This is a genomic window from Stenotrophomonas sp. Marseille-Q5258 (assembly GCF_946900935.1).
In the GTDB taxonomy this organism is placed as follows: domain Bacteria; phylum Pseudomonadota; class Gammaproteobacteria; order Xanthomonadales; family Xanthomonadaceae; genus Stenotrophomonas; species Stenotrophomonas nematodicola.
Map to the genome: position 1 here is coordinate 54,734 of NZ_CAMPPN010000008.1, position 26,983 is coordinate 81,716.

The following is a 26,983-nucleotide window of genomic DNA, read 5'->3' on the forward strand; positions in this document are numbered from 1 at the left end:
GCGCTGTAACTCATTGCCAGCGATGAAAATCGCGGCGCAAAAAAAAGTCGCCGGTGATACCGGCGACTTTCTTCATGCGACTTTCACAGTGCAACCATTCGCAACAGTAGGGTTGATCATCCGCACCATACGCGTGCGTTGCGGAACATCCGCAGCCACGGCGAGTCGCCGGTCCACTCGGCCGGATGCCAGCTCAGATTCACCGCGCGCGGCGTGCGCTCGGGGTGCGGCATCATGATGGTGACGCGGCCGTCGGTGGTGGTCAGGCCGGTGATGCCGTCCGGCGACCCGTTCGGGTTGAGCGGGTACTGGCTGGCCACATTGCCATCGCCGTCCACGTAACGCAGCGCGACGCGGGCGGCCGCCTGGTCCACGGCGGAGGCGAACACCGCCTGGCCTTCGCCATGCGCCACGGCCACCGGCAGGCGCGAGCCGGCCATGCCACGCAGCAGGATCGAGGGCGATTCCACCACTTCCAGCAGGGCGGTGCGCGCTTCGAACTGCTCACTGCGGTTGCGGCGGAACTGCGGCCAATGCTCGGCACCCGGGATGATGTCCTTGAGCTGGCTCATCATCTGGCAACCGTTGCACACACCCAGCGCGAAGCTGTCCTGACGCGCGAAGAACGCCGCGAACGCATCACGAAGCGCCGTGCGCTCCAGCACCGAGGTGGCCCAGCCGCGGCCCGCACCGAGCACGTCGCCGTAGCTGAAGCCACCACAGGCAACCAGCCCGGTGAAGTCCGACAGAGCGACGCGGCCTTCGATCAGGTCGCTCATGTGTACGTCGAAGGTGCGGAAACCGGCACGTTCGAAGACGTTGGCCATTTCAATCTGGCCATTGACGCCCTGCTCGCGCAGCACCGCCACGCGCGGGCGCGCGCCGATGTTGATGCGCCGCTCCTGCCCCTCCTGCGCCCGCGACACGGGTGCATCCCGGTACGGCGACGCCACATCCTCGTTGAGGTCGAAGGTCAGCTTCGGCTTCAGGCCCGGCGCGGTGAAGCTGCGCGCGACCGCACGCTCCTGGTCGGCGTTGTCCGGGTTGTCGCGCAGCTTCTGCATGGCGTGGGTCACCGACCACCAGGCATCGAACAGTGCTTCCCAGCGCCACTCGACCAGGCTTTCGCCCTGCAGCGACACCCGCACCACCGGCGCGGTGGTCGGCCGTGCGATGCGCTGCGCGCATTCGGTCAGCGCATGGCGCTCGACCAGATCGGCGAACGCGGCGCGGTCTTCCTTGGCGATCTGCACCACCGCACCGAGTTCTTCGTTGAACAGGCTGCGGAACGGATCATCGCCCCAGGCATCCAGGGTGATGTCCATGCCCAGACGCGAAGCAAAGGCCATTTCGCACAGCGCGGCGAACGCGCCGCCATCGCTGCGGTCGTGGTAGGCCAGCAGCAGGCCGGCCTGGCGCGCGTCACGGATCAGCTCGAAGAACGCACGCAGGCGCTGCGGATCGTCCAGGTCCGGTACGGCACCGGCGAACGCGGGCAGCGCGCTGTGGTCGGCATGCACCTGGGCCAGGATCGACCCGCCCAGACGCTGTTTGCCGGCGCCCAGGCCGATCAGCCACAGCTCGCTGTCGGCATCGCGGTCCAGCAGCGGGGTCAGCTGGGTGGTGGCGTCGGCCACCGGCGCGAACGCGGAGATCACCAGCGAAACCGGCGAGACCGACTTGTGCGCGGTACCGGCGTCGTGCCACTGCGCCTGCATGGACAGCGAGTCCTTGCCGACCGGAATGCTCAGGTCCAGCTGCGGGCACAGCTCCATGCCCACCGCACGCACGGCGTCGTACAGCAGCGCGTCTTCGCCGTTGTGGCCGGCCGCAGCCATCCAGTTGGCCGACAGCTTCACCGTCTCCAGCGCGTCCACCGGAGCGGCGCACAGGTTGGTGATGGCTTCGCCCACCGCCATGCGTGCCGACGCGGCCGCGTCCAGCAGCGCCAGCGGGGTGCGCTCACCGATCGCCATCGCTTCGCCGGCCACGGTGTCGAACCCGGCCAGGGTGATGGCGACGTTGGCCAGCGGCAGCTGCCACGGACCGATCATCTGCTCGCGCGCGGTCAGGCCGCCAACGCTGCGGTCGCCGATGGTGACCAGGAAGTTCTTGGACGCCACCGACGGATGCGCGAGTACGCGCAGGCCGGCGTCATGCAGGTCCAGCCCGGCGGTCTTCAGCGCCGGCCAGCGCGGCGGCGCCGGGTGAACGGTATCGCGGTGCATCTTCGGCGCCTTGCCGAACAGCACGTCCATCGGCAGGTCGATCGGCGCGTCGGCCGGGATGTTGTCCACGGTCGCGCCGTAGGCCACCACCAGGCGTTCTTCGGCGGTCGCCACGCCAACGGCGGCGAACGGGCAGCGCTCACGCGCGCACAGCGCGGCGAACTCGGCCAGGCGCGCCTGCGGCACGCCAAGCACGTAGCGCTCCTGCGATTCGTTGCACCACAGCTGCATCGGCGACAGCGACGGGTCGTCGGTGGGCACCTTGCCCAGATCGATCACGCCGCCCACGCCCGAGTCGTGCAGCAGTTCGGGAATCGCGTTGGAGAGACCACCGGCGCCGACGTCATGGAACCAGCGGATCGGATTGTCCAGGCCCAGCGCGACGCAGCGGTCGATCACTTCCTGGCAGCGGCGTTCCATTTCCGGGTTGTCGCGCTGCACGCTGGCGAAGTCGAGGTCTTCGGCACTTTCGCCCGAGGCCACCGAACTGGCGGCACCACCGCCCAGGCCGATCAGCATCGCCGGACCGCCGAGCACGATCACCGCGTCGCCCGGCTGCAGCCTGAGCTTTTCGACCTGGACCTGGTCGATGGCACCGAGGCCACCTGCCAGCATGATCGGCTTGTCGTAGGCGCGGGTCAGGCCCTCGCCTTCGGGCAGCTCGAAGCTGCGGAAGTAGCCAAGCAGGTTGGGACGGCCGAACTCGTTGTTGAACGCGGCGCCGCCGAGCGGGCCGTCCAGCATGATGTCCAGCGCCGGGGCCATGCGCGGGTTCAGCGCGCGCGGCGCTTCCCACGGTTGCGGCAGGGTCGGGATGCGCAGGTGCGAGACCGAGAAGCCGGTCAGGCCGGCCTTGGGCTTGCCGCCGCGGCCGGTGGCGCCCTCGTCGCGGATTTCGCCGCCGGCGCCGGTGGACGCGCCCGGGAAGGGCGCGATCGCGGTCGGGTGGTTGTGCGTTTCCACCTTGATGCAGAACGCCGAATCGACCACCGCTTCGCTGCGGTACTCGCCCGTGGCCGGGTCCGGACGGTAGCGCGCGGCGGGGAAGCCGGCGACCACCGCGGCGTTGTCGCTGTACGCGCTCAACGTGTGCTGCGGGGTCTGCTGGTGGGTGTTCTTGATCATGCGGAACAGCGAGTGGGGCTGGTCGGCACCGTCGATGGTCCAGCTGGCATTGAAGATCTTGTGCCGGCAGTGCTCCGAGTTGGCCTGCGCGAACATCATCAGTTCCACGTCCGACGGGCTGCGGCCAAGCGCACCGAAGCGCTCGCGCAGGTAGTCGATCTCGTCCTGGGCCATCGCCAGCCCGAGGCGGCGGTTGGCCGCTTCCAGGTCATCCAGCGCGATGCGCTCCAGCTCACCCCGGGCGGGCGCGGTGAACAGCGCCTGGGCCTGATCGGCGCTGTCCAGCACCGACTGGGTCATCGGGTCGTGCAGCACGCGCGCCACCGCCTCGGCCGTGGCCGCGTCGGCCGGCCAGCCGACCAGATCGATGCGCAGGCCGCGCTCGACGCGGCGGATCGGCTGCCCGGCACCGCGGACCAGCTCGGTGGCCTTGCTCGACCAGGGCGACAACGTCCCCAGGCGTGGCACGACGAAGCGGGTAACGGCCCCCTCTTCCTGCCCGGCCAGCGTCGGCTGGGCTTCCAGGATCCGGCTCAGGATCGCCGGGTCCGGGGCGGCATCGCCCTCGGTCTGGATGAAGTAGACATGCCAGGCACCGGCGATGCGCAGGGAGGCGGCGAGGGACTGCAGGCGGGATTCAAGACGTTCGCGGCGGAACGGCGAAAGGGCGGATGCGCCCTCGAGGACCATCATGTCCGGGGAACCGTGGTTGGAGACGGGGCCCACTATTGTACCCAAGTCCACCGCCGGAACCCGCCCGGCCGGGGGAGCAGCCCCCTGCGTCTTCACGGCTGAACCATGCACTGGTTCACGGATTGTCGGCCGAATGCATGACAACGTTATCACCACCTGGCCGGGCGCCTTCCGGCCGGGGCCCCGTCCGCCCCCACTGCTGTCGCCGGCCTCTCTCACCGGCCCCGGACTGCTGCACGCATGGCGCCAACCCGGCGCCATGCGCCCACCACCTGATCGGAGAATTCCCATGCAGGACCCGATAGTGCGCAGTGCAGTGACATCGATATCTCCCCCGGCCCGACATGGCCATGCCCGCTGGCTGCTGGTGCTGGCCCTGGCCGCCGCCGCCGGGGCGCCGACCCTGGCCCAGGCCGCCAGCTGTACCGGCGTGCCGGAATGGAACCCGGCCGCCATCTACCTGGCCGGGTCCACCCTGCAGAAGGGCGGCGTGCTGTACCGGGCCAACCAGGACATCTGGAACGCCCCGCCGGATCACCCGGCCGGCGCGCCCTACTACACCAACCTGGGCACCTGCGACGGCAGCGGCGGCAACCAGCCGCCGAGCGTCAGCCTGACCTCGCCGGCCAATGGCGCCAGCTTCAGCGCCGGCAGCAGCATCACCGTCAGCGCCAATGCGAGTGACAGCGACGGCAGCATCAGCAAGGTCGAGTTCTTCCGCGGCGGCACCTCGCTGGGCATCGACACCAGCGCGCCGTACAGCGTGACCTGGACCAATGCAGCGGCCGGCAGCCACACCCTCAAGGCCGTGGCCACCGACAACTCCAATGCGGTCACCTCCTCGACCACGGTCAGCGTGACCGTCACCGCCGCCAGCAACGACACCACCCCGCCCAGCGTGCCCGGCGGCCTGGCATCGCCATCGAAAACGGCCACCACGGTCAACCTGACCTGGAACGCAGCCACCGACAACAGCGGCGGCAGCGGCGTGGCCGGCTACGACGTGTACCGCAACGGCGGTCTGGTGGGTTCGCCCAGCGCCACCCAGTACACCGACGGCGGCCTGACGGCGAGCACGGCCTACACCTACACGGTCCGCGCACGCGACAACGCCGGCAACGCCTCGGCGCAGAGCGCATCGATCAGCGTGACCACGGCGGCCGGCGGCGGTGGCGGCGGCACCAAGCGGGTGATCGGCTACTTCACCCAGTGGGGCATCTACGGGCGCAACTACCGGGTCAGGAACATCGACACCAGCGGTGCGGCGGCCAGGCTGACGCACATCAACTACGCCTTCGGCAACGTGCGCAACAACCGCTGCGAAGTGGGCGTCACCCAGGCCTCCGATCCGAACACCGGCGTGGGGGGCGATGCCTTCGCCGACTACACCAAGGCCTTCGGCGCCGGCGAGAGTGTCAGCGGCAGCGCCGATACGTGGAACCAGCCGCTGCGCGGCAACTGGAACCAGCTCAAGCAGCTCAAGGCCAAGCACCCGAACGTGAAGGTGCTGATCTCGCTCGGTGGCTGGACCTGGTCGCGCGGCTTCTCCAGCGCGGCGCAGCCGGCCAACCGCCAGGCCTTCGTGGCCTCGTGCATCGATGCCTACATCAAGGGCAACCTGCCGGTCACCGACGGTGCCGGTGGGGTGGGCGCGGCCGCCGGTGTGTTCGATGGCATCGACATCGACTGGGAGTACCCGGTGGCCTGCGGGCTGAGCTGCGGCACGCCGGCCGACAACGCCAACTACACGGCGCTGCTGGCCGAGTTCCGCCGTCAGCTCGACGCGGTGCGGCCGGGGCTGCTGCTGACCGTGGCGGTGGGCGCGGGTATCGACAAGATCCGGGTGACCGATCCGGCCGCGTTCCACCCGTACCTGGACTTCATCAACGTGATGACCTACGACTTCCACGGCGCATGGGACCCGCAGACCAACCATCACTCGGCGCTGTTCGACTCGCCGGCCGACCCCTCCACGGGCGACCAGAAGTTCTACAACAGCAACGATGCGATGGAGGCCTTCATCAGCCGCGGCGTACCGGCCAGCAAGCTGAACCTGGGCATCGGCTACTACGGGCGCGGCTGGACCGGCGTGGCCAGCGGCAACAACGGCCTGTACCGCAGCGCCAGCGGCGCGGCACCGGGCACGTACGAAGCCGGGATCGAAGACTGGAAGGTGCTCAAGAACCTTGCCTGGCCGGTCTATACCGACACCACGGCCAAGGCCACGTGGATCTCCAACGGCACCACGTTCTGGAGCGTGGACACCCCGGCGATGGTCACCGAGAAGATGGGCTACGTGAAGGCCCAGGGCCTGGGCGGCGCGTTCTTCTGGGAGTTCAGCGGCGATGACGCGCAGGGCACGCTGACCAAGGCGATCAGCGACGGCCTGAACTGACCGGTCGCCGGCCGACCCTCGGCCGGCCCCGCAACGGCAACGCCCCGGTCATGCCGGGGCGTTGTTGTTTCAGCGGCTGCCGCCGGCCGAGATGCGTTCCAGCGCGGCCTTGAGCTGCGCCGGGGGCACATAGCCGCCGAGCTGGGTGCCATCGGCGGCAAAGATCGCCGGGGTGCCATTGACGCCGATCTGCTGGCCGAGCGTGTACTGCATGGCCACCGGGTTGGTGCAGCTCCTGGCCGGCACCGGCTTGCCGGTCTTGGCGGCAGTCAACGCCTGCTTGCGGTCGGCTGCGCACCACACCGAGATCATGTCGGTGTAATCCTGGCTGCCCAGGCCCATGCGCGGGAAGGCGAGGTATTCGACGGTGATGCCGTTGCGGTTGAGCTCGGCGATATCCTGGTGAAGCTTGCGGCAGTACCCGCATTCGATATCGGTGAACACGCTGACGGTGTACTTGGCGTTGGGCGCGGCGAACACGATGCGCTCGCCCTGCGGCACCTTGTCCAGCAGACCGCGACGGTATGCGAGCAGGCCGGGGCTGCTGGCCGGCGCCTTGTTCTGGATGTCGTAGGGCTGGGACTGCATGAGGTAGCGACCGTCATCGGAGACGTACAGCACCTGGCCGGCCACCAGCACTTCCCGGAACCCGGCGAACGGTGCAGCGCCGATGAAGTCCGGGGCAAACTTGGGGTCCAGCTGCTGCAGGGCGGTGCGTACGCGCTGCTCGGCGCTGCCGCCGGCCACCGGGGCAGACGCGGCGGGCTTGGCAGCCGGCGCGGAGGGCTGCTGCGCGCAGGCAGTCAGGCTGAGCGCGCCGAACAGGGCGGCAATGGCAACTCGGAGCATGGCGCGATCCGGTAGGAAAGAAGGTCCGGGATTCTCGCATAGCCGGGCCGTCGCCCGGCTGCACGGCAGCGGAACAGTGATGCGTTGCACGCCGGGGGCGGGTCAGCCGCGCGGATGGTGCCGGGCGTGCAGCTTCTGCAGGTGCTCGCGCGCGACGAGGGTGTAGATCTGGGTGGTGGACAGCGAGCTGTGGCCAAGCAGCATCTGCAGCGCGCGCAGATCGGCACCGCGGTTGAGCAGGTGGGTGGCAAAGCTGTGCCGCAGCCCGTGCGGGCTGATCCGGACCGGGTCGATGCCGGCCAGGGCGGCATACTTTTTCACCAGCCCCCAGAACTGCTGGCGACTGAGCGGCTGCAGGGACGGAGCGAGGAACATCGGCACGCTGCCGTCCTGGCCGCCGGGCACGCTGCGCCCACCGGCCAGCCGCGGGCGCGAGTGGGCAAGGTAGCGTTCCAGCCAATGCTGGGATTCCTCGCCCAGTGGCACCAGGCGCTCCTTGCTGCCCTTGCCGGTGACGCGCAGCACGCCCTGGCGCAGGTTGACCGCGTTGGCGGGCAGGTGCACCAGTTCGCTGACGCGCAGGCCGGCGGCATACATGAGTTCGAGCATGGCCCGGTCGCGCAGGCCGATCGGATCGTCGATGTCGGGAGCATCGAGCAGCGCATCGATCTGGCTTTCGGCCAGGGCCTTGGGCAGCAGCCGTGGCAGGCGCGGCGGGTCCAGCAGGGCGGTGGGATCGTCGGCGCGCCGGCCGCGACGCACGGCATCGGCAAAGAACGCGCGCAGGGCCGAGAGCAGACGTGCGTTGCTGCGCGGCGACCATCCATGCTGCGCGCGCCACGCCAGGTAATCGAACAGACCGGCACGGTCGATCGCGGCCAGGCCACCGGCGCGCCCGTCACGCCAGCGCGCGAGCCCTTCCAGATCGCGCCGGTAGCTGTCCAGGGAGGCCCGCGCGAGCCCCTGTTCGGCCCAGATCGTGTCAAGAAAATGCTGAATGACCGCGGCATCGGCATCGCGCAGCGCGGGCAGGTGCTGGACCAGCTGGCGACGTTGCGCCGGGGTGGAGACATCGGACATGCCATCAGCATACGGAGCGCGGCGCGCGCCGGCCATCCACGCCGGGCCGATGCCCGGGTATGCTCGCGGCATGGTCACCACCGCCGATGCCCCCGCCGCGATCCGCCCCGCCTCGCTGCTGCTGTGGCGCCTGCTGGCACTGCTGTACGACTTCTTCCCCGCACTCGCACTGTGGATGCTGGTCAGCTCGCTGTTCGTGGCCGGCTACACGCTGTCCGGGCACGCGGCGCGCGACAACATCGCGCCGTTCAGTACGCTGCAATGGCTGCTGTGGCTGTGCTGCTGGCTGGTCACCGGCCTGTACGCGACGTGGAGCTGGCGTCGCGGCGGCCAGACGCTGGGCATGCGGCCGTGGCGGCTGCAGGTGGTCAACACCGACGGAACGCCGCCCACCCGCCGCCAGCTCTGGCTGCGCTACAGCGTGGGCACCCTCTCGGTACTGCTCGGCGGTCTGGGCCTGTGGTGGGCCCTGCTCGACCGCCAGCGCCTGACCTGGCACGACCGCGCCAGCGGCACGCGACTGGTGCGCCTGCTGAAGCGCTGAAGCGCTGAAGCACCGAAGCACCGAAGCGAAGGCAACTGCAGCGTTTCAGGTGTTCCCGCGCTGGGTACCCGTACCCCAGGGCTGCGGGACACGCCTGCCCCGGGACAACCAAAACGCCGCACGCCCTGCTTCTGCTTAACGCCTGACGCCTGACGCCGCTTACCCCGACTTCCGCCGGAACAGCATGCCCGACACCACCAGCATCACGATCGGTGGCAGCGCGTAGGCGATGCGGTAATCGAATTTGAGCGCGCCGGCCATGCGGCCGAAGAACAACTGCAGCAACCAGAAGCCCAGCGCGAACAGGATGCCGAGGAACAGGCGCTTGCCCATGCCGCCGCTGCGCAGCGAGCCGAACGCGAACGGCACGGCCGCCAGGCACAGCGCCAGCACGTTCAGCGGATAGAACCAGCGGCTCCAGTAGATGTCTTCATAATCGCGCGCATCCAGCCCGTTGCGCTTGCGGTACTCGATGCTGTTGCGCAGGTCCATCGCCGTCAGGTTGCGCGGCTTGGCGATGCCCGTGGCCAGCGCCGCCGCATCCAGCCGCGAATCCCACGGCTCCGAGGCCACGGTCTGGCGCGTTGCCGAGCGGTCGCCGAAGGTATCCCGGCGCACCGTTTTCAGCACCCAGCCCTGCGCATCGTGCTCGGCCGTTGCCGCGTGCGTCAGCGAGGCCAGACGCCCATCGTCGCCGATCTTGTACAGGCGCACATCGTGCAGGACCAGGCGCGTCCCGCCCCCTGCCTGCAGCTGCTCATCGCCACTGGTCGCACTCAGGAACGTGTCGCCTTCGCGCGCCCAGACGCCCTGGTAGCGCGCCGCGCTGAGCGTGCTGCCCCAGCGCGCGCTGATCTTGATGTCGTCGGCCTTGCTCTGGCCCCACGGTCCCAGCGTTTCGCCGCTGAACACCATCACCGCCGTCAGCAGCGACAGCGCCACTGCCACCGACACGCTCAGCCGCTTGCGCGACAGACCCAGCGCCCGCAGCGCCGTCAGTTCCGAGGTGGCCGCCAGCTGCCCCAGCCCCATCAGCGCGCCGATCACCGCGGCCGTCGGGAAGAAGGTGTAGGCGCGGCGCGGCACCGTGTACAGCACCCAGGCCGCCGCATGGCCAGCCGTATAGCTGCCCTTGCCCACGTCCTTGAACTCGCCGGAGAACGCCATCACCACGTCCAGCCCGACCAGAACCGCCCAGGTCAGCAGGACCGTGCCGAACACCGCCCGGCCCAGATAGAAATCAAACCGCATGGGACGCAGTTTCATGCGGTCCTCCGGGGACGCGACAGCTTGCCGTCGCGGAAATACATCCAGATGGCCAGCGCCAGCAACGGCAGGCTCAGCCACCACAGGCCCACACTGCCGGGCACCTTGCCATCGGCGATCCAGCGGGTGCCGATGAACATCAGGTTCATGCCCACCATGTAGGCCAGGAACGCCAGCATCATCCGCCCGTAGCGCTGCTGGCGCGGCGAACTGCGTGCCAGCGGCAGCGTCATCAGCGCGAAGGCAAGCGCGATCAGCGGCGGGGCGATGCGCGCGTGCAGCTGCGCGCGGGCCGCCGGCCGGTCATCGCCGAGCAGCTGACCTGTCGTCAACAGCTCCGGATCGTCGTCCTTGCGCGTGTCGGCCCCGTCCGGCAGCGCCACATCGTTGCGCGCGAAGGTCACCAGCCTGTAGTCCAGGCCGCCGTTGACCGGGCCTTCCACCTGGTGGCCATCGTCCAGCTCGAGATAGCGCTGGCGCTCGCCCTCGAAGAACATCCGGCCACGGTCGGCCGAAACCACCTCGATGCGGTCGCCCTTCTGGCGCTGCATGAACACCTTGCCCAGCTGGGTGCCATCGGGCGACACCGAGGACAGATAGACCACCCCGCCATTGGGCAGCGAGGTGAACTTGCCCGCCTCCAGGCCGGCCATGACGATGCTGCGGTTGGCCTCGTCGATCATTTTCTCGCCGGTACGGTCGGCCCAGGGGCCCAGCCACAGCGAGCACAGCCCGATCACGGCGATCACCGGCAGCACCAGCATCATCAGCGGGCGCAGCAGGCGCCGGGGCCCGACCCCGATGGCGGTCAGCACCGCCATCTCCGAGTCGCGGTACAGGCGGGCGGTGGCCAGCAGCAGGCCCAGCATCAGCGCCAGTGGCAGGATCAGGGGCATGTACACGATGAACTGCAGGCCCAGCTGCGAGAACAGCAGGCGGGCGGGCAGCCGGCCATCGGCGATGTTGCCGAGGATGTCCACCAGGACACCACCGACACTCACCACCAGCAGCACGATCAGGGTGGCCAGGAAACTCTGGAGGAAATCACGCAGGAGATAGCGATCGAGCTTCGACATGGGGCGGTGGTTTAAACTCTCGGATTCGTTCGCGGCATGGTCCAGTCTACTGGCTGGGCGTAAACAGCTCGCGATTGTACGGATTTGCCAACGGAATCTGATCAATGGCCCTGGAATTCACCCTGAACCGCGCAGCACCGGCCACCGCCGCGTGCGACTGCGTCATCGTCGGCGCCTTTGCCGACCAGTCCCTGAGCCCGGCGGCACAGGCCCTGGATGCTGCCTCCGGTGGCCGTCTGTCGGCGCTGGTCGCCCGCGGCGACGTCGGCGGCAAGACCGGCAACACCACCCTGCTGCACGATCTGCCGGGCGTGACCGCACCGCGCGTGCTGGTCGTCGGCCTGGGCGAAACCGCCAAATTCGGCGTGCCGCAGTACCTCAAGGCGGTCGGTGACGCCAGCCGCGCCCTGAAGAGCGGCGTCAACCACCATGCGCTGTTCACCCTGACCGAACTGCCGGTAAAGGGCCGTGATGCCGCCTGGAACATCCGCCAGGCCATCATCACCGCCGACCACGCCGCGTACCGCTACAGCGCCACGCTGGGCAAGAAGAAGGCCGAAGAACCGGGCCTGACCACCCTGGCCATCGCCGGCGACGACGCCCAGGCGCTGACCCAGGGCCAGGCCATCGCCGCCGGCGTGCAGTACGCCCGCGAGCTGGGCAATCTGCCGCCGAACCTGTGCACCCCGGCCTACCTGGCCGAGTCCTCTGTCGCCTTCGCCCAGGCCCACGCCGGCGCCGATGCGGAGATCCTGGACGAGACCCAGATGGAAGCGCTGGGCATGGGGTCGCTGCTGGCCGTGGCCCGCGGCTCGGCCAACCGCCCGCGCCTGGTCGTGCTGAAGTGGAGCAACGGCGGCGACGCCAAGCCGTACGTGCTGGTCGGCAAGGGCATCACCTTCGACACCGGCGGCGTCAACCTGAAGACCCAGGGCGGCATCGAAGAGATGAAGTACGACATGTGCGGTGGCGCCAACGTCATCGGCACCTTCGTGGCCGCGGTCACCGCCAAGCTGCCGCTGAACCTGGTGGTGGTGGTACCGGCGGTCGAGAACGCCATCGACGGCAATGCCTACCGCCCGTCCGACGTGATCACCTCGATGTCCGGCAAGACCATCGAAGTGGGCAACACCGACGCCGAGGGCCGCCTGATCCTGTGCGACGCCCTGACCTACGCGCAGCGGTTCGAGCCGGCCGCCCTGGTCGACGTGGCCACCCTGACCGGTGCGTGCATGGTCGCCCTGGGCCACCAGACCGCCGGCCTGATGACCAAGCACGACGACCTGGCCAATGAACTGCTGGCCGCCGGCGAGCACGTGTTCGACCGCGCCTGGCGCCTGCCGCTGTGGGACGAGTACCAGCCGATGCTGGATTCCAGCTTCGCCGACGTCTACAACATCGGCGGCCGCTGGGCCGGGGCGATCACCGCCGGCTGCTTCCTGTCGCGCTTCACCGAAGGCCAGCGCTGGGCCCACCTGGACATCGCCGGCGTGGCCAGTGACGAAGGCAAGCGCGGCATGGCCACCGGCCGTCCGGTTGGCCTGCTGAGCCAGTGGCTGCTGGACCAGGTCGCACGCGCCTGATGCCGTGTCGATCGGGGCGGCCGACCGGCCGCTCCGATCCCGCCCGGCCGGCTGCCGGGCATTCCCCTCCGCTCCAGGCCTGCCCATGTCCCGTGCTGATTTCTACCTGATCGCCAAGCCCCGCTTCCTGACCGAGCCCCTGCGCCTGGTCTGCGAGCTGGCACGCAAGGCCAACGACGCCGGGCTGTTCACCCTGGTGCTGGCGCGCGACCAGGCCCAGGCCGAAGCGCTGGACGAACTGCTGTGGGCGTTCGACGACGATGCCTACATTCCGCACCAGATCGCCGGCGATGACGTCGACGAGGAAGAGGCACTGGTGCTGATCGCCGCGCCCGGCACCGACGCCCCGGCCCGCCCGCTGGTCATCAATCTGCGCGACGACCCCTACCTGGCCAGCTGCGACCGCGTGCTGGAAGTGGTGCCGGCCGACCCGGAAGCCCGCGAGCCGCTGCGCGAGCGCTGGCGCCAGTACAAGGCGCTGGGCTTTGACCTGAACAAATACGACATGTGACGCCCGGCACCCCGCGCGGGTGCCCGCTGCGTCCGGAGACCCTTGATGCGCCTGCTGATTGCCCTGATCTTTCCCTGGTTGTCGTTCTTCACCATCGGTCGCCCGTTTGCGGGCATCCTCTGCCTGATCCTGCAGATCACCCTGATCGGCTGGCTGCCGGCCGCCATCTGGGCCGCCTACGCGGTCTCGCAGTTCCATACCGACCAGAAGATCCGGCGCGCCCTCGGCCGCTGATTCTCCGGCACCCCCACCTCCCGTCTTCGATCCCGGTTTCCGCATGACCCAACTCGCCTCCAGCTACGACCCCGCCACCTTTGAGACCGACCTGTACGACGGGTGGGAGAAGGCCGGTCATTTCAAGCCGTCCGGCAAGGGCAAGCCGTACACCATCCTGCTGCCGCCGCCGAACGTGACCGGCACGCTGCACATGGGCCATGCCTTCCAGCAGACCCTGATGGATGCGCTGGTGCGCTATCACCGCATGCGCGGCTACGACACCCTCTGGCAGGTGGGGACCGACCACGCCGGCATCGCCACCGAAATGGTGGTGTCGCGCAACCTGGCGCTGGCCGGCAATGGCGAAAGCCGCGATTCGCTGGGCCGTGAGGGCTTCATCGAGAAAGTGTGGGAGTGGAAGGCGCAGTCCGGCGACACCATCGAGCGCCAGATGCGCCGCCTGGGCACCTCCAGCGACTGGTCACGCAGCACCTTCACGATGGACCCGCAGCCGTCCGAGGCGGTGGTCGAGGCGTTCGTGCGCTGGCATGAGCAGGGCCTGATCTACCGTGGCCAGCGCCTGGTCAACTGGGACCCGGTGCTGAAGACCGCCATTTCCGACCTGGAAGTGGAGAGCGTGGAGGAAGACGGCTTCCTGTGGTCGATCAGCTATCCGCTCGCCGATGGCAGCGGCAGCCTGACCGTGGCCACCACGCGCCCGGAAACCATGCTCGGCGACACCGCAGTGATGGTGCACCCCGAGGACGAGCGCTACACGCACCTGATCGGCAAGATGGTCAAGCTGCCGCTGACCGACCGTGAGATCCCGGTGATCGCCGACGATTATGTCGACCGCGAGTTCGGTACCGGCGTGGTCAAGGTCACCCCCGCGCACGATTTCAACGACTACCAGGTCGGCCTGCGCCACAACCTGCCGATGATCAACCTGTTCACCCCGGTGGCGGCGATCAACGACAACGCCCCGGAGAAATACCGCGGGCTGGACCGTTACGAGGCGCGCAAGGTGATCCTGGCCGAGCTGGAAGACCTGGGCATCCTGGTCGAAACCAAGGCGCACAAGCTGCAGGTGCCGCGTGGCGACCGTACCCAGCAGGTCATCGAGCCGTACCTGACCGACCAGTGGTTCGTGAAAATGGACGTGCTGGCCAAGCGCGGCCTGGAGTTGGTGGAGAACGGTTCGATCCAGTTCGTGCCGGCCAACTGGATCAACACCTATCGCCACTGGATGGAGAACATCCAGGACTGGTGCATCAGCCGCCAGCTGTGGTGGGGCCACCGCATTCCGGCGTGGTTCGACGATGCCGGCACCTGCTACGTCGGCCGCGACGAAGCGGACGCCCGCGCGAAGAACAACCTCGGCCCCGACATCGCCCTGCACCAGGACAGCGACGTGCTGGAAACCTGGTTCTCCTCGCAGCTGTGGCCATTCTCGACCCTGGGCTGGCCGAACGAGCAGGCGATGGACGCGCGCGGTTTCGAGCGCTATCTGCCGTCGTCGGTGCTGATCACCGGCTTTGACATCATCTTCTTCTGGGTGGCCCGCATGATCATGGCCACCGACAGCTTCACCGGCAGGATTCCGTTCAAGGACGTGTACATCACCGGCCTGATCCGCGATGCGCAGGGCCAGAAGATGTCCAAGTCCAAGGGCAACGTGCTCGACCCGCTGGACATCATCGACGGCATCTCGATCGAGGACCTGGTCGCCAAGCGCACCACCGGCCTGATGAAGCCCAAGGACGCGCCGAAGATCGAGAAGGCCACGCGCAGGGAGTTCCCGGACGGCATCATTGCCCACGGTGCCGATGCGCTGCGCTTCACCATCGCCGCGCTGGCCACCCACGGCCGTGACATCAAGTTCGACATGAACCGCGCCGAGGGCTACAAGAACTTCTGCAACAAGCTGTGGAACGCCAGCCGCTTCACCCTGATGAACACCGAGGGCAGCTGCTTCACCGGCGCACCGCAGCCGCGTACCGATGCCGAGCGCTGGATCCTGGCGCGTCTTGCCGCGGTCTCGGCCGAGGCGCAGACGCACTACGCCAACTACCGCTTCGACCTGCTGGCGCAGTGCCTGTACGAGTTCGCCTGGAACGAGTTCTGCGACTGGTTCCTGGAACTGACCAAGCCGGCGCTCAACGGTGCCGACGCCGACGATGCCAACAGCACCCGCCACACCCTGCTCTACGTGCTCGAGGCGCTGCTGCGCCTGCTGCACCCGCTGACCCCGTTCATCACCGAACAGCTGTGGCGCCAGGTCGCCCCGCGTCTGGGCATCACCGAAGACACGGTGTCGCTGCGCCCGTACCCGGTGGCGGACGAATTCGCCGGCGACTACGCCCGTGCCGAAGCCGACGTGGAATGGGTGAAGTCGATGGTCAGCGCCCTGCGCCGCGTGCGCAGCGAGTTGAACGTGCCCCCGTCCAAGCTGGTGCCGCTGCTGCTGCAGCGTGGCAACGACGACGACCGCGCGCGGATCGCCCGTTTCACCTCCGCGCTGTCGTTCCTGCTCAAGCTGGAGCGCATCGCGTGGCTGGCCGATGACGGCGAGATCCCGCCGGCCGCCACGGCGATCGTGGGCGACCTGCTGCTGCTGGTGCCGCTGGAAGGCCTCGTCGATCTCGGGGCCGAACGTGCGCGCCTGGACAAGGAAATCGCCCGGGTCGAGGCGGAAAAGGAAAAAAGCGAGACCAAGCTGTCGAAGTTCACCGACAAGGTCCCGCCGGCCGTGGTCGAGCAGGAGCGCGTGCGCCTGGTCGACTGGACCGCCCAGCTTGCCGGCCTGCGCGGACAACGCGCCAAGCTGTGATGCACTGACCGGGGATGCGTCCACGCATCCCCGGTTGCCGGTCAACCACCGCCGCTGCTGGCATCATGGGTGCCCTGACACGGCGCGCGTACCGACACGATGTCGTTGACCATTTTTCTGGTGGTGGTGTTCGCCGCGGCGTTGCATGCCAGCTGGAATGCCATCGTCAAACGCGGCAGCGACACGCTGCTGACCACGATCCTGGTGACCGGTTCGGCGGCCGTGATCGCCGCCCTCGTCCTGCCCTTCCTGCCGGCGCCGGCACGCGTGAGCTGGCCGTGGCTGGCGGCATCGACCCTGCTGCAGGTGACGTACTACGTGCTGGTGGCCCGCACCTACCGGGTCACGGACATGAGTGCGTCGTATCCGCTGATGCGCGGCTGCGCACCGATCCTGGTGGCGCTGGTCGCCACTGTCGTGGTCGGCGAGCCGCTGCCGCCGCTGGCTTGGGCCGGCATCGCACTGGTCTGCCTGGGCATTCTGACCATGACCCGCGGCCGGTCGCGGCAGCACCTGTGGCTGCCGCTGCTCAATGCCGGTGTCATCGCCACCTATACGCTGGTCGATGCCTGGGGCGCGCGCCAGTCCGGTGCCGCGTTGAGCTACACCCTGTGGCTGTTCCTGCTGTCCGGGCTGCCCCTGCCGGTGTGGGCGCTGTGCACGCGCGCGGTGTCGCTGCGGGCGTACGCACGGCGCAACTGGCGGTATGGCGTGGTCGGCGGTGTCGGCACACTGACGTCGTATGCGCTCGCGCTGTGGGCGATGACCATCGCGCCGGTGGCGATGATCGCGGCGCTGCGCGAAACCTCGATCCTGTTCGGCATCCTGATCTCCGCGTTCGTCCTGCGCGAGCGGGTAGACCGCCAGCGCTGGATCGCCGCGGGAGTGATCGTGCTGGGCGCGGCGGTGCTGCGGATCGCGTGATGCCCGCCTACAGCGGGGGCATCGCCTGGATGTCGTCGTCGACCAGTTCCATCGCCATCACCAGCGCATCCTCGCGCCCATCGCGGGCCGGGTAGTAGCGCGGCCGGCGGCCGATCTCGTTGAATCCTTCGCTGTGGTACAGCGCCACTGCCGGGGTGTTGGACGGACGTACCTCCAGAAACACCCGCTGCGCGCCGTGGTCGCGCGCCAGCTTGACCAGCGCCCGCAGCAGGAAGCGGCCATGCCCGCGCGACTGGCACAGCGGGTCCACGCAGACGTTGAGCACATGTGCCTCGTCGGCAGCGATGCTCAGCACGCCATAGCCCATCAGCAGGCCGTCGTCCTCCAGCGCCAGGGCCGGGTAACCGGCGCGCAGACAGTCCTGGAAAATGCCGCGGGTCCACGGATAGGGGTACCCGCGCACTTCGATCGCCATCACGGCGTTGAGATCGCTCTCGCGCAGCGCGCGCAACGACAGCGGCCGCGGTGAGCTGACCGCGCTCACGACCGGCCCTGCCGGCGCAGGGCGCGCAACTGCGGCCACAGCGCGCGCTTGGCGGCCGGATTGCCGCGCAGTTCGTCCAGCGCCCAACCGGCCATCAGGGCCTGGGTCTCCGGTGCGTTGGGGTTGCAGCCGGAGGCGCGCAGCAGGGCAATCTGCAGGCGGTCGGGCATCTGTACCGCCGGGCGGCGACCGGCGCGCGCGCGCGCCGGCGCCGGGGGCGCCTCGGCCGCCAGCGGGGCGGTACGCCGTACCGGTGCGTCGGCCGGCGCGGCGACCGGGGCAATGTCAGGCCGGGTATCCGGTGCGACCGGTGCGCGCGCCACCACCGGCGCCGCACTCCGGTCGATCTGCGCCGCCGGCGCCACCATCGGCTCGGGCGCGACACTGCCATCCACGAACACGGTGTAGCCCATCGCCTGCAGCCACGACTGCTGCGCCGGGGACCACAGCGGCGGCAGCACCGGCGAACTCACGCGCCCGGCTCGGCCGTCTTGCGGGTGCGCTGCCACAGCCAGTACACCGGACCGGACAGGGCGTACAGCACGCCCACCGCGAACAGCACGCGCGGCAGGTCGATGACCATGATGGCGATGCCGATCGGCACCAGCGCCAACGCCAGGAACGGCACGCGGTCGGCGCGCGGCCCCTTCTCGCCACTGCCCTTGAAGCTCCAGAAGCGGATCCGGCTGACCATCAGCAGGGCGGCCACCAGGGTCACCCCGAGCGCCACGTAGCGCAGCTGGTTGCCGTCCCAGCCCAGGTTGCCGTCGGCAAAGGCCCAGACGAAGGACATCATCAGCCCGGCCGCGGCCGGGCTGGCCAGGCCGATGAACCAGCGCTTGTCGACCACGGTGACCTGGGTATTGAAACGGGCCAGGCGCAGCGCCGCGCAGGCGGCATACAGGAAGGCGACCGCCCAGCCGACCCGGCCCATCACCGGATCGTCGAACTTCAGCCAGGACAGCGACCAGTGGTACATCACCAGCGCCGGGGCCATGCCGAAGCTGACCAGATCGGCCAGCGAGTCGTATTGCACCCCGAATTCGCTGCTGGTGCCGGTCAGGCGGGCGACCCGACCGTCCAGGCCATCCATGACGGCGGCCACGAACACGGCGATGGCGGCGTTGACGAAATCGCCGTTGGCCGCGGCAATGATCGCGTAGAAGCCGGCGAACAGGCCTGCGGTGGTGAACAGGTTCGGCAGCAGGTAGATGCTGCGGTTGCGCGGCGGGGGTTTCATCTCATCCATGCCGGCCAGTTTAGTGGGTGCGGCGCTCTTTGGGGCAGTGCGGGCGGCCCGGCTTGCCAGCACGCCGGCGGAATGCTGCAATCGCGCACCTGCCCTGATGCCCGGAGTTGCCATGCGTGCCCTGCCCTCTCTGTGCTGCCTGCTGCTGCTCGCCAGCGCCACGGCCAGTGCCGGTACCGTCTACAAGTGGAAGGACGCCAACGGCGTGACCCAGTACTCGGAGAAGCCGCCGGCCGGCAAGACCTTCGAGACGCGCCAGGTGCAGCACCGCGACCCGGCCGGCCCGCGCGCCCAGGCTGCGGCGCCCGCCGCCGAATCGACCGACTGCACCACCGCCCGCAGCAACCTGGCCCTGCTCAACGGCCAGGGCGCGGTGATGCAGGACACCGATGGGGACGGCAAGGCCGAAACCGCCCTGAACGACGAACAGCGTGGCGCGCAGAAGACGCTGGCCGAAGCGGCGATCAAGGCCTACTGCAAACCCGCCGGCTGAGCGGGCCGGGGCCGTCGCCGTCCCGCGCAGACGACCGCCGCCAGGCCCGCCGTCCCGGCAGTCCCGTCCGCCCCGTCCCCGCTGACCGTTGGTCGATCGGGGCCGGGCTGGCAGAATGTAGGCTTTCCGCCGTTCAGCGAAGCCGACGATGCGCCTCTCCCAGTTCCACCTGCACACCACCAAGGAAACACCCAGCGACGCGGAGCTCACCAGCCACCGCCTGATGCTGCGCGCGGGCATGATCCGCAAGCTGGCCTCGGGGCTGTACACCTGGTCGCCGCTGGGCCTGCGCGTGCTGCGCAAGGTCGAACGCATCGTGCGCGAGGAAATGGACCGTGCCGGCGCCGTCGAGTTCCAGATCCCGACCATCCAGCCCAAGGAACTGTGGGAAGCCACCGGCCGGTGGGAAAAGTTCGGCCCGCAGCTGCTCAAGATCAAGGACCGCAAGGAACAGGTGTTCTGCTACAGCCCCACCGCCGAAGAGGCCGCGGCCGATTTCGCCCGCCAGGAGCTGTCCAGCTACAAGCAGCTGCCGGTCAATTTCTACCAGATCCAGACCAAGTTCCGCGATGAGATCCGCCCGCGTTTCGGCGTGATGCGTTCGCGCGAGTTCCTGATGAAGGACGCTTACTCCTTCCACCTGCACGATGAGTGCCTGGTGCGCGAGTACGAAAACATGAAGGCGGCCTACAGCCGCATCTTCACCCGCTTGGGCCTGGATTTCCGCATGGTGCAGGCCGATTCGGGCGCGATCGGCGGCGACGCGTCGCAGGAATTCCACGTCATCGCCGACTCCGGCGAGGATGCGCTGGTGTTCTCCACCGGCTCGGATTACGCGGCCAACATGGAAGCGGCCGTGGCCGCCGCCCCGGGCCCGCGCCCGGCCGCCAGCGAAGCGCTGCGCAAGGTCGATACGCCCACCCAGAAGACCTGCGAGGCTGTCGCCGCGCTGCTCGGCCTGGGCCTGGAGCGCACGGTCAAGTCGATCGCGATCATGAGCGAGGCCGGCTTCGTGCTGGCCCTGGTGCGCGGCGACCACGACGTCAACGAGATCAAGCTGGCCAAGGTGGCCGGCCTGCAGGGCTACCGCATGGCCAGCGAGGCGGAGATCGCCGCGCACCTGGGCAGCGAGCCCGGTTTCCTCGGGCCGCTCGGCCCGGCCCAGCCGGTGCGCATCGTCGCCGACCGCGACGTCGCGGCCCTGGCCGACTTCGTGATCGGCGCCAATGAAACCGGTGCCCATCTCGCCGGCGTCAACTGGGGCCGCGACCTGCCCGAACCGGAAGTGGCCGATATCCGCAACGCGAAGGAAGGCGACCGTGCCGCCGATGGTGGCGAGCTGAAAATCGCCCGCGGCATCGAGGTGGGTCACGTATTCCAGCTTGGCCGCCAGTATGCGCAGGCGCTCAACGCCACCGTGCTGGATGAGAACGGCAAGGCCGCGGTGATGGCGATGGGCTGTTATGGCGTGGGTATCTCGCGCATCGTCGCCGCCGCCATCGAGCAGAACCACGATGACGCCGGCATTATCTGGCCCGACGCGATGGCGCCGTGGCAGGTGGTGGTGTGCGTGATCAACCCCAAGCAGGACGAGACCATCGCCGCCGCTGCTGCCGAACTGCTCGCCGAGCTGCAGGCCGCCGGGCTGGATGCCGCACTGGATGATCGTGGCCTGCGCCCGGGGGCGATGTTCGCCGACATGGAACTGATCGGCGTTCCACACCGCGTGGTGGTCTCCGACCGCGGCCTTGCCGCAGGGACCTACGAATACCGGGCACGCCGCGCCAGCGAAGCGCAGCACCTGGACCGGGCGGCGCTGATGGCGACCTTGACCGCGTGATGACAGAAAGCCGGGACAATATCCCGGCTTTCCTGTTTTACGATGTGATTGATTATTCCCCGGGGTTTGTACCGCGGACTTCCGGGAATGTATGCTGTTGTCGATGCCAAGGACCGGCTCACCCTGTCCTTATATACATTCCGGAGTGGTAAATGAGCATTGACCTGAGCGGCCTGTCCGCCAAAGAGCTGGGCGCACTGATCAAGAATGCGAAGAAGCAGCAGACCATCGTCGCCAAGCGGCCGGCCATCAGCAAGGTGCGCGCGCAGCTGACCAAGCTCGCCAAGGCGCAGGGTTATTCGGTGGAAGAACTGTTCGGTGGCACCGCGCCGGCACGGGGTCGTGCCGCCAAGGCGGCCACGTCACCGGCCAAGAAGGCCGTGCGCAAGCTGGGCAAGGTGGCGCCGAAGTACCGCAACCCGGCCAATCCGAAGGAAACCTGGACCGGCCGTGGCAAGCAGCCGCGCTGGCTGGCCGCGCATACCGCCAAGGGCAAGAAGCCGGAAGATTTCCTGATCAAGAAGTAATCGCGGCCCGTCCGCGAATGAAAACGCCGGCCCTGTGCCGGCGTTTTTGTTTTCCGCTTCGGCAAAGCCCGTTCAGAGATTCTTGCGCGCCGGCACCAGAAGATTGCCGAACAGCAGCCCCGCCACCAGCGCCATCACCACGTTGAGCACGGTCATCAGCACGGTCTGGCCAGCGCTCATGTCCTGCTGCTGCACCAGGGTGAGCACGCCGCGCAGGCTGGTGCTGCCCGGCACCAGCATGATGATGCCGGGCAGCCGGATGATCGCGCCGGGGCGCTGCACCAGCCGGCCGAACAGATTGCCCGCTGCGGTCATCAGCATCGCCGACATGAAAATGCCGGCCGGCAGGCCCCAGGCCTGGCCGGCGAACTTGGAAATGGCGTAGCCGGCCACCGACGCGGCCATTACCCAGGGATAATCGCGGCGGTTGGCCTTGAACAGCATCGCAAAGGCGAACGCGGCCAGCAGCAGCGCGCTCCACTCCACCCAGTCCGCCTGCGGACGCGAAGCGCGCACGTGCGGTTCCAGGCCGATGATGCCCGACAGCGTGACCGCGATCACCGCCCCCACGGTCAATTTCAGGATCGTGGTGATCGCGCCGGCAAAGCGTGCGGTACCCGATACCCAATGCTGGCTGGCCAGTTCGTTGACCGCGTTGGTCAGCGACATGCCGGGCAGCATGACCACCAGCGAGGCGATGATGACGGTATTGAGGTTGAGCGGCCCGATGAACGAGGCCACCAGCGCGGCCACGGTGCCGGCCAGCAGCGCCGCCAGCGCCTCGCTGGCTTCGCGGCTGGCGGGGCGACGATCGGTGTACAGCGTCATCAGGCCGATCAGCAGCCCGATCATGCCGGCGGTGGCGATATCCAGCCACGGCAGTTTCCACAGCCCGGCCACGCCGGCCGCGCCAAGGCTGTAGGACAGGATCATGCGGATCTTGCCGCGCCGGCCGGGGTCCTTGTCGAGCTGGCGCAGAGCGGTATGGCCCTGGGCGATGCTCATCGTGCCGTTGGCGACCGCATCGGTGATCTGGTCGGCGATGCTGAGTTTGTGCAGATCGTTTTCGCCCGGCGCCAGACGGATCACGCGGGTGATGTCCGACGAGCCGATCGCCTTGGTCGGGTCGCTGAAACTCAGGATCAGCCCGGTCGGGTTCGACCACGGTTCACAGTCCAGGTCCAGTCGCTGCGCCAGCGCCACCACCGCCGCTTCCAGCCGCTGCGCGGTGGTGCCATAGCTGTGCAGGCGCCCGGCGATCTCCGAGACGAACGCCACCCGTTGTGCATAGGTGGCTTGGGGGGTGGGAATGGCGGCGGCATCGGCGGACATGCGTCGTAGTATTACCTGAACCTTGCCCGGGCAGAACATCGGGCGTCGCCGCAGCCCCGCACCGCGCATGGACTGCGGCACGTCCACGCACTGCATCACGCGCTCTAGCCTTGCACTCGGACAAGGTATGCTGCGCGCAGGACGACCCCATGACTTCATCCCAAGCCCCCCATCTCGAGCAGGATGCCCAGGACCCCGGCCTGATCCGGTTGTCCGGCCAATGGACGTTGCGCACCGCGCTGGCGGCCGCCGAGGTGCTGCGCGACGCGCCGGAGAAGGTGACCGGCATCGATGCCAGCGGCATCACCCAGCTCGATTCAGCCGGCGTGCTGCAGGTGCTGCGCGTGGCGCACCGTGCCGACCTGGCCGAGGAGGCGCTGGTCTTCCGCGATGAACACCAGGCACTGGTGTGCACCATCGAGGAAGTTGCCGACGACCGCCCGCGCGCCAAGCGTGACTTCGGCGTGCTGGCCGCGCTGGAGCGCCTGGGCGTCAGCGTGCATGGCATGGGCCACAACATCGTGGCGCTGGCCAGCTTCCTCGGCGAGAACCTGGTCAAGGGCGCCCGCCTGCTCAAGGAGCCGCGCCGCTTCCGGCTCACGGCGACGGTGGCGCAGATGGAACAGGTCGGGCTGGACGCGGTGCCGCTGGTGGCGCTGCTGTCCTACCTCGTCGGCGCGGTGATCGCTTTCCTCGGGTCGACGATCCTGCGCGACTTCGGCGCGGAGATCTACGTAGTGGAGCTGGTCAGCATCGCCTTCCTGCGCGAATTTGCGGTCCTGCTCACCGCGATCGTGCTGGCCGGCCGCACTGCCAGCGCATTCACCGCCCAGATCGGCGCCATGAAAGCGCGCGAGGAGATCGACGCGATGAAGACGCTCGGCCTGGACCCGATCGACCTGCTGGTGCTGCCGCGCCTGGTGGCGCTGCTGGTCACCCTGCCGCTGCTGACCTTCATCGCGATGGCCGCCGGCCTGGCCGGCGGCATTACCGTGGGCGCGTTCGACCTGGATATTCCGCCGCAGATGTACATCGCACGCATGCACGAGACGATGGAAGTGCGCAACATGCTGGTGGGCCTGTCCAAGGCGCCGGTGTTCGCGCTGGTGATTGGCCTGATCGGCTGCCTGGAAGGCCTGAAAGTGGAAGGCACCGCGCAGTCGGTCGGCGAGCGCACCACCTCCAGCGTGGTGCAGGCCATCTCGCTGGTGATCATCCTCGACGCGTTTGCCGCGTTGTGGTTCATGAAGATGGGCTGGTAAGCCATGCACACCGTCCCTGCCCCCGCCCCGGCCCCCGACGACACCGTCTGCGACGACGCGGGCCTGGCCATCCGCGTGCGCGGGCTCACCAACCGGTTCGGCAGCCAGGTGGTGCACGACGGCCTGGATCTGGACGTGCGCCGCGGCGAGATCCTCGGCGTGGTCGGCGGCTCGGGCACCGGCAAATCGGTGCTGATGCGCAGCATTCTGGGCCTGCGTGCGCCCGACGAAGGCCGTATCGAGGTGCTCGGGGTGGATGCGCGTTCGGGCGATCCGGCCGATCGCCTGCACATCGAACGCAACACCGGCGTGCTGTTCCAGGATGGCGCGCTGTTTTCCTCGCTGACCGTGGGCGAGAACGTGCAGGTGCCGCTGAAGGAGCACCATCGCGAACTGCCCGACCGCTGGCACTACGAACTGGCGCTGCTGAAGGTGAAGCTGGCCGGCCTGCCTGCCGATGCGATCAACAAGCTGCCCTCGCAGCTGTCCGGCGGCATGCGCAAACGTGCCGGCCTGGCCCGTGCGCTGGCGCTGGATCCGCCGCTGCTGTTCCTGGACGAGCCCACCGCCGGTCTGGACCCGATCGGCGCGGCCGCCTTCGACCGCCTGATCAAAACACTGCAGGAAGCACTGGGTCTGACCGTGTTCCTGATCACGCACGACCTGGACACGCTGTATGCCATCTGCGACCGGGTGGCGGTGCTGGCCGACCGCAGAGTAGTGGCCAACGCCCCGCTGCACGAGATCGAACAGCTGGACCATCCGTGGATCCAGGAGTACTTCCACGGTCCACGGGCCCGCGCCGCGCGCGCGGCCGTGCCGCCGCCCTCCGACCGCGACGCGACGGCGACCACCTCCTGATGAACCGCATTTTTCCGGGTACCTGACACATGGAAACCAAAGCCAACTACGTACTGATCGGCGCGTTCACCCTGGTGGTGGGACTGGCGCTGCTGGCGTTCGGCCTGTGGGCCGCCAAGTATTCCTCCGACCGCACCTGGACCGAGTACCGGGTGGTGTTCCGTGAGGCCGTGACCGGCCTGTCGGTCGGCAGCCCGGTGCAGTACAACGGCATCGCAGTCGGCTCGATCACCGAACTGAACCTGGTGCCCGACGACCCGCGCCAGGTGGTGGCACGGATCCGGCTCAACTCCAATACGCCGGTCAAGACCGATACCCGCGCCAAGCTGGCGATCACCAGCCTGACCGGGCCGTCGATCATCCAGCTCAGCGGCGGCACGCCCCAGGCGCAGCCGCTCACGGTGGTCAACAAGGACCCGGCGCCGATCATTCCGACCACGCCCTCGGCGCTGCAGAACATCACCGACGTGGCCAACCGCATCGTCGAGCGCATGGACCAGGTGCTGAGCGACCGCAACGTGGCCAGCATCAACGCCACGCTGGCCAACCTGGAAACCATCAGCGGCGGCCTGGCCGACCGCGACCAGGGCACGCAGGCGCTGCTGCTCAGCGCGCGCGACGCCGCGCGCAGCCTGGACACCACGCTCAAGACCACCAACGGCACCATCCAGCGCCTGGACACCAATCTGGTGCAGCAGCTGCCGCCGATCCTGGACAAGCTGGAAACCACGCTGACCAAGCTGGATTCGGCCGCCGGCAACGCCGATTCGATCCTCGGCGAGAACCGCGCCGCGATCAACAGCTTCGCCAACGACGGCCTGGCCCAGCTTGGCCCGACCCTGACCGAGCTGCGTGGGCTGATCCGCGACCTGCGCCGGGTCAGCGACCGCCTGGACAACAATCCGGCACGCTATCTGCTGGGCCACGACGCGCCCAAGGAGTTCGAACCCAAATGAGCCGCCCGACCCTGCTCCGCACCCTGTTGCCGATCGCTCTGACGACCCTGCTGGGCGGCTGCTCGCTGCTGGGCAGCAGCGAGCGCAGCGCCGTGACCATCTATTCGCCGGTGGTACGCATCCAGCCCGATCCGGCGTGGCCGCGCGTGGACTGGCAGCTGATCCTGGTCAAGCCCACCGCCGCGCGCGTGGTCGACAGCCCGCGCATCAACGTACGCCCCTCGCCCTCCGAGCTGGAGGTGTACAAGGGCGTGAGCTGGGCGCAGCCGGCCACCGACATGGTCGACGACGCGCTGGTACGCGGCTTCGAGGATTCCGGCCGGATCGGCGGCGTGGCGCGCGCCACCACCGGCATCCGCGCCGACTACAAGCTGGCCCTGGACGTGCGCCGCTTCGAGGCCGACTACCGCGGCCAGGCCACCCCGACCGCGCTGCTGGAGATCAACGCCAAACTGATCCATGTGGTGGACCAGCGGGTGGTGGCCGACCGCACCTTCCGCCAGGAGCGTCCGGTTGGCAGCACGGCGGTGGCCGATGTCGCCCAGGCCATCGAGCAGAGCCTGCAGGCCTTCACCACCGAGGTCGTCGGCTGGACGTTGACCACCGGCCAGGCCGATCACCAGAAGTGACATCGGGCG

At 68.7% G+C, this 26,983-nt stretch carries 22 protein-coding genes and 1 pseudogene; 14 read left to right on the forward strand and 9 right to left on the reverse strand.

The window, feature by feature from the left end; all coding sequences use genetic code 11:
* Positions 1–116: 116 nt before the first annotated feature.
* A complete protein-coding gene (gene purL / locus OC534_RS06215; RefSeq protein ID WP_037591298.1) occupies positions 117–4,046 on the reverse strand; it encodes a phosphoribosylformylglycinamidine synthase in 3,930 nt (1,309 codons plus the stop codon).
* A gap of 289 nt (positions 4,047–4,335) precedes the next feature.
* Between purL and OC534_RS06220 the strand changes: the two genes are divergently transcribed.
* Positions 4,336–6,441: a glycosyl hydrolase family 18 protein gene (locus OC534_RS06220; protein ID WP_262071571.1), complete on the forward strand. Its 2,106-nt coding sequence runs from the start codon at positions 4,336–4,338 to the stop codon at positions 6,439–6,441.
* A gap of 69 nt (positions 6,442–6,510) precedes the next feature.
* On the opposite strand, the gene OC534_RS06225 is transcribed toward OC534_RS06220, so the two are convergent.
* On the reverse strand, positions 6,511–7,290 hold the full coding sequence (locus OC534_RS06225; RefSeq protein ID WP_017356283.1) for a thioredoxin fold domain-containing protein: 780 nt from the start codon (positions 7,288–7,290) through the stop codon (positions 6,511–6,513).
* A 102-nt stretch (positions 7,291–7,392) separates the two neighbouring features.
* The gene (xerD, locus tag OC534_RS06230; protein WP_166473630.1) at positions 7,393–8,370 is read right to left on the reverse strand and encodes a site-specific tyrosine recombinase XerD; all 978 of its coding nucleotides are present in this window, start codon (positions 8,368–8,370) and stop codon (positions 7,393–7,395) included.
* Between the two features lie 70 nt (positions 8,371–8,440).
* Between xerD and OC534_RS06235 the strand changes: the two genes are divergently transcribed.
* Complete coding sequence (locus tag OC534_RS06235; RefSeq protein WP_262071572.1) at positions 8,441–8,914, forward strand: RDD family protein; 474 nt, start codon at positions 8,441–8,443, stop codon at positions 8,912–8,914.
* 159 nt (positions 8,915–9,073) lie between these two features.
* Here the strand turns inward: OC534_RS06235 and lptG are convergent, their stop codons facing one another.
* Both lptG and lptF read right to left on the reverse strand, forming a co-directional pair.
* Positions 9,074–10,180: an LPS export ABC transporter permease LptG gene (lptG, locus tag OC534_RS06240; RefSeq protein ID WP_017356286.1), complete on the reverse strand. Its 1,107-nt coding sequence runs from the start codon at positions 10,178–10,180 to the stop codon at positions 9,074–9,076.
* Complete coding sequence (lptF, locus tag OC534_RS06245) at positions 10,177–11,256, reverse strand: LPS export ABC transporter permease LptF (RefSeq protein WP_017356287.1); 1,080 nt, start codon at positions 11,254–11,256, stop codon at positions 10,177–10,179. Before lptF ends, lptG begins: the two co-directional genes overlap by 4 nt.
* A 104-nt stretch (positions 11,257–11,360) precedes the next feature.
* Between lptF and OC534_RS06250 the strand changes: the two genes are divergently transcribed.
* The 5 genes from OC534_RS06250 to OC534_RS06270 all read left to right on the forward strand — a co-directional run bounded on the left by OC534_RS06250 (position 11,361) and on the right by OC534_RS06270 (position 17,320).
* On the forward strand, positions 11,361–12,839 hold the full coding sequence (locus tag OC534_RS06250) for a leucyl aminopeptidase (protein ID WP_136003611.1): 1,479 nt from the start codon (positions 11,361–11,363) through the stop codon (positions 12,837–12,839).
* An 85-nt stretch (positions 12,840–12,924) separates the two neighbouring features.
* Positions 12,925–13,350, forward strand: a complete 426-nt coding sequence (locus OC534_RS06255) for a DNA polymerase III subunit chi (RefSeq protein WP_017356289.1) — start codon at positions 12,925–12,927, stop codon at positions 13,348–13,350.
* 45 nt (positions 13,351–13,395) lie between these two features.
* Positions 13,396–13,584 carry a YqaE/Pmp3 family membrane protein gene (locus OC534_RS06260; protein WP_017356290.1) on the forward strand — a complete coding sequence of 63 codons (189 nt, stop codon included), beginning with the start codon at positions 13,396–13,398 and terminating at the stop codon, positions 13,582–13,584.
* Positions 13,585–13,627: 43 nt separating this feature from the next.
* Positions 13,628–16,396, forward strand: coding sequence for a valine--tRNA ligase (locus OC534_RS06265; RefSeq protein WP_136003609.1), 2,769 nt, complete (start codon positions 13,628–13,630; stop codon positions 16,394–16,396).
* A gap of 99 nt (positions 16,397–16,495) precedes the next feature.
* Entirely contained in the window at positions 16,496–17,320 is an 825-nt protein-coding gene (locus OC534_RS06270; RefSeq protein WP_262071573.1) for a DMT family transporter, read from the forward strand.
* Between the two features lie 7 nt (positions 17,321–17,327).
* Here the strand turns inward: OC534_RS06270 and rimI are convergent, their stop codons facing one another.
* Genes rimI through pssA form a run of 3 tightly spaced genes read right to left on the reverse strand, consistent with a single transcriptional unit; the run spans position 17,328 to position 19,074 of the window.
* Entirely contained in the window at positions 17,328–17,825 is a 498-nt protein-coding gene (gene rimI, locus OC534_RS06275) for a ribosomal protein S18-alanine N-acetyltransferase (RefSeq protein WP_017356293.1), read from the reverse strand.
* Entirely contained in the window at positions 17,822–18,286 is a 465-nt protein-coding gene (locus tag OC534_RS06280) for a hypothetical protein (RefSeq protein WP_262071591.1), read from the reverse strand. Before OC534_RS06280 ends, rimI begins: the two co-directional genes overlap by 4 nt.
* An 8-nt stretch (positions 18,287–18,294) precedes the next feature.
* Positions 18,295–19,074: a CDP-diacylglycerol--serine O-phosphatidyltransferase gene (gene pssA / locus OC534_RS06285; protein WP_136003604.1), complete on the reverse strand. Its 780-nt coding sequence runs from the start codon at positions 19,072–19,074 to the stop codon at positions 18,295–18,297.
* Between the two features lie 112 nt (positions 19,075–19,186).
* On the opposite strand from pssA, the gene OC534_RS06290 reads away from it, so the two are divergent.
* The 3 genes and pseudogenes from OC534_RS06290 to OC534_RS06300 all read left to right on the forward strand — a co-directional run.
* Complete coding sequence (locus tag OC534_RS06290) at positions 19,187–19,567, forward strand: DUF4124 domain-containing protein (protein WP_136003602.1); 381 nt, start codon at positions 19,187–19,189, stop codon at positions 19,565–19,567.
* Positions 19,568–19,715: 148 nt separating this feature from the next.
* Positions 19,716–21,407 carry a proline--tRNA ligase gene (locus tag OC534_RS06295; protein ID WP_262071574.1) on the forward strand — a complete coding sequence of 564 codons (1,692 nt, stop codon included), beginning with the start codon at positions 19,716–19,718 and terminating at the stop codon, positions 21,405–21,407.
* A 152-nt stretch (positions 21,408–21,559) separates the two neighbouring features.
* A pseudogene (locus OC534_RS06300) lies at positions 21,560–21,931 on the forward strand (H-NS histone family protein); the annotation flags it as partial.
* A 75-nt stretch (positions 21,932–22,006) separates the two neighbouring features.
* Here the strand turns inward: OC534_RS06300 and OC534_RS06305 are convergent.
* The gene (locus OC534_RS06305) at positions 22,007–23,266 is read right to left on the reverse strand and encodes a threonine/serine exporter family protein (protein ID WP_017354685.1); all 1,260 of its coding nucleotides are present in this window, start codon (positions 23,264–23,266) and stop codon (positions 22,007–22,009) included.
* 149 nt (positions 23,267–23,415) lie between these two features.
* On the opposite strand from OC534_RS06305, the gene OC534_RS06310 reads away from it, so the two are divergent.
* From OC534_RS06310 to OC534_RS06325, 4 genes are read left to right on the forward strand one after another with little or no spacing between them, the layout of a single operon-like run.
* A complete protein-coding gene (locus OC534_RS06310; protein ID WP_017354686.1) occupies positions 23,416–24,528 on the forward strand; it encodes an ABC transporter permease in 1,113 nt (370 codons plus the stop codon).
* A 3-nt stretch (positions 24,529–24,531) separates the two neighbouring features.
* The gene (locus OC534_RS06315; RefSeq protein ID WP_017354687.1) at positions 24,532–25,389 is read left to right on the forward strand and encodes an ABC transporter ATP-binding protein; all 858 of its coding nucleotides are present in this window, start codon (positions 24,532–24,534) and stop codon (positions 25,387–25,389) included.
* Between the two features lie 29 nt (positions 25,390–25,418).
* The gene (locus OC534_RS06320) at positions 25,419–26,345 is read left to right on the forward strand and encodes an MlaD family protein (protein ID WP_017354688.1); all 927 of its coding nucleotides are present in this window, start codon (positions 25,419–25,421) and stop codon (positions 26,343–26,345) included.
* Positions 26,342–26,974: an ABC-type transport auxiliary lipoprotein family protein gene (locus tag OC534_RS06325; protein ID WP_017354689.1), complete on the forward strand. Its 633-nt coding sequence runs from the start codon at positions 26,342–26,344 to the stop codon at positions 26,972–26,974. The genes OC534_RS06320 and OC534_RS06325 overlap by 4 nt, the downstream gene beginning before the upstream one ends.
* Positions 26,975–26,983 lie beyond the last annotated feature (9 nt).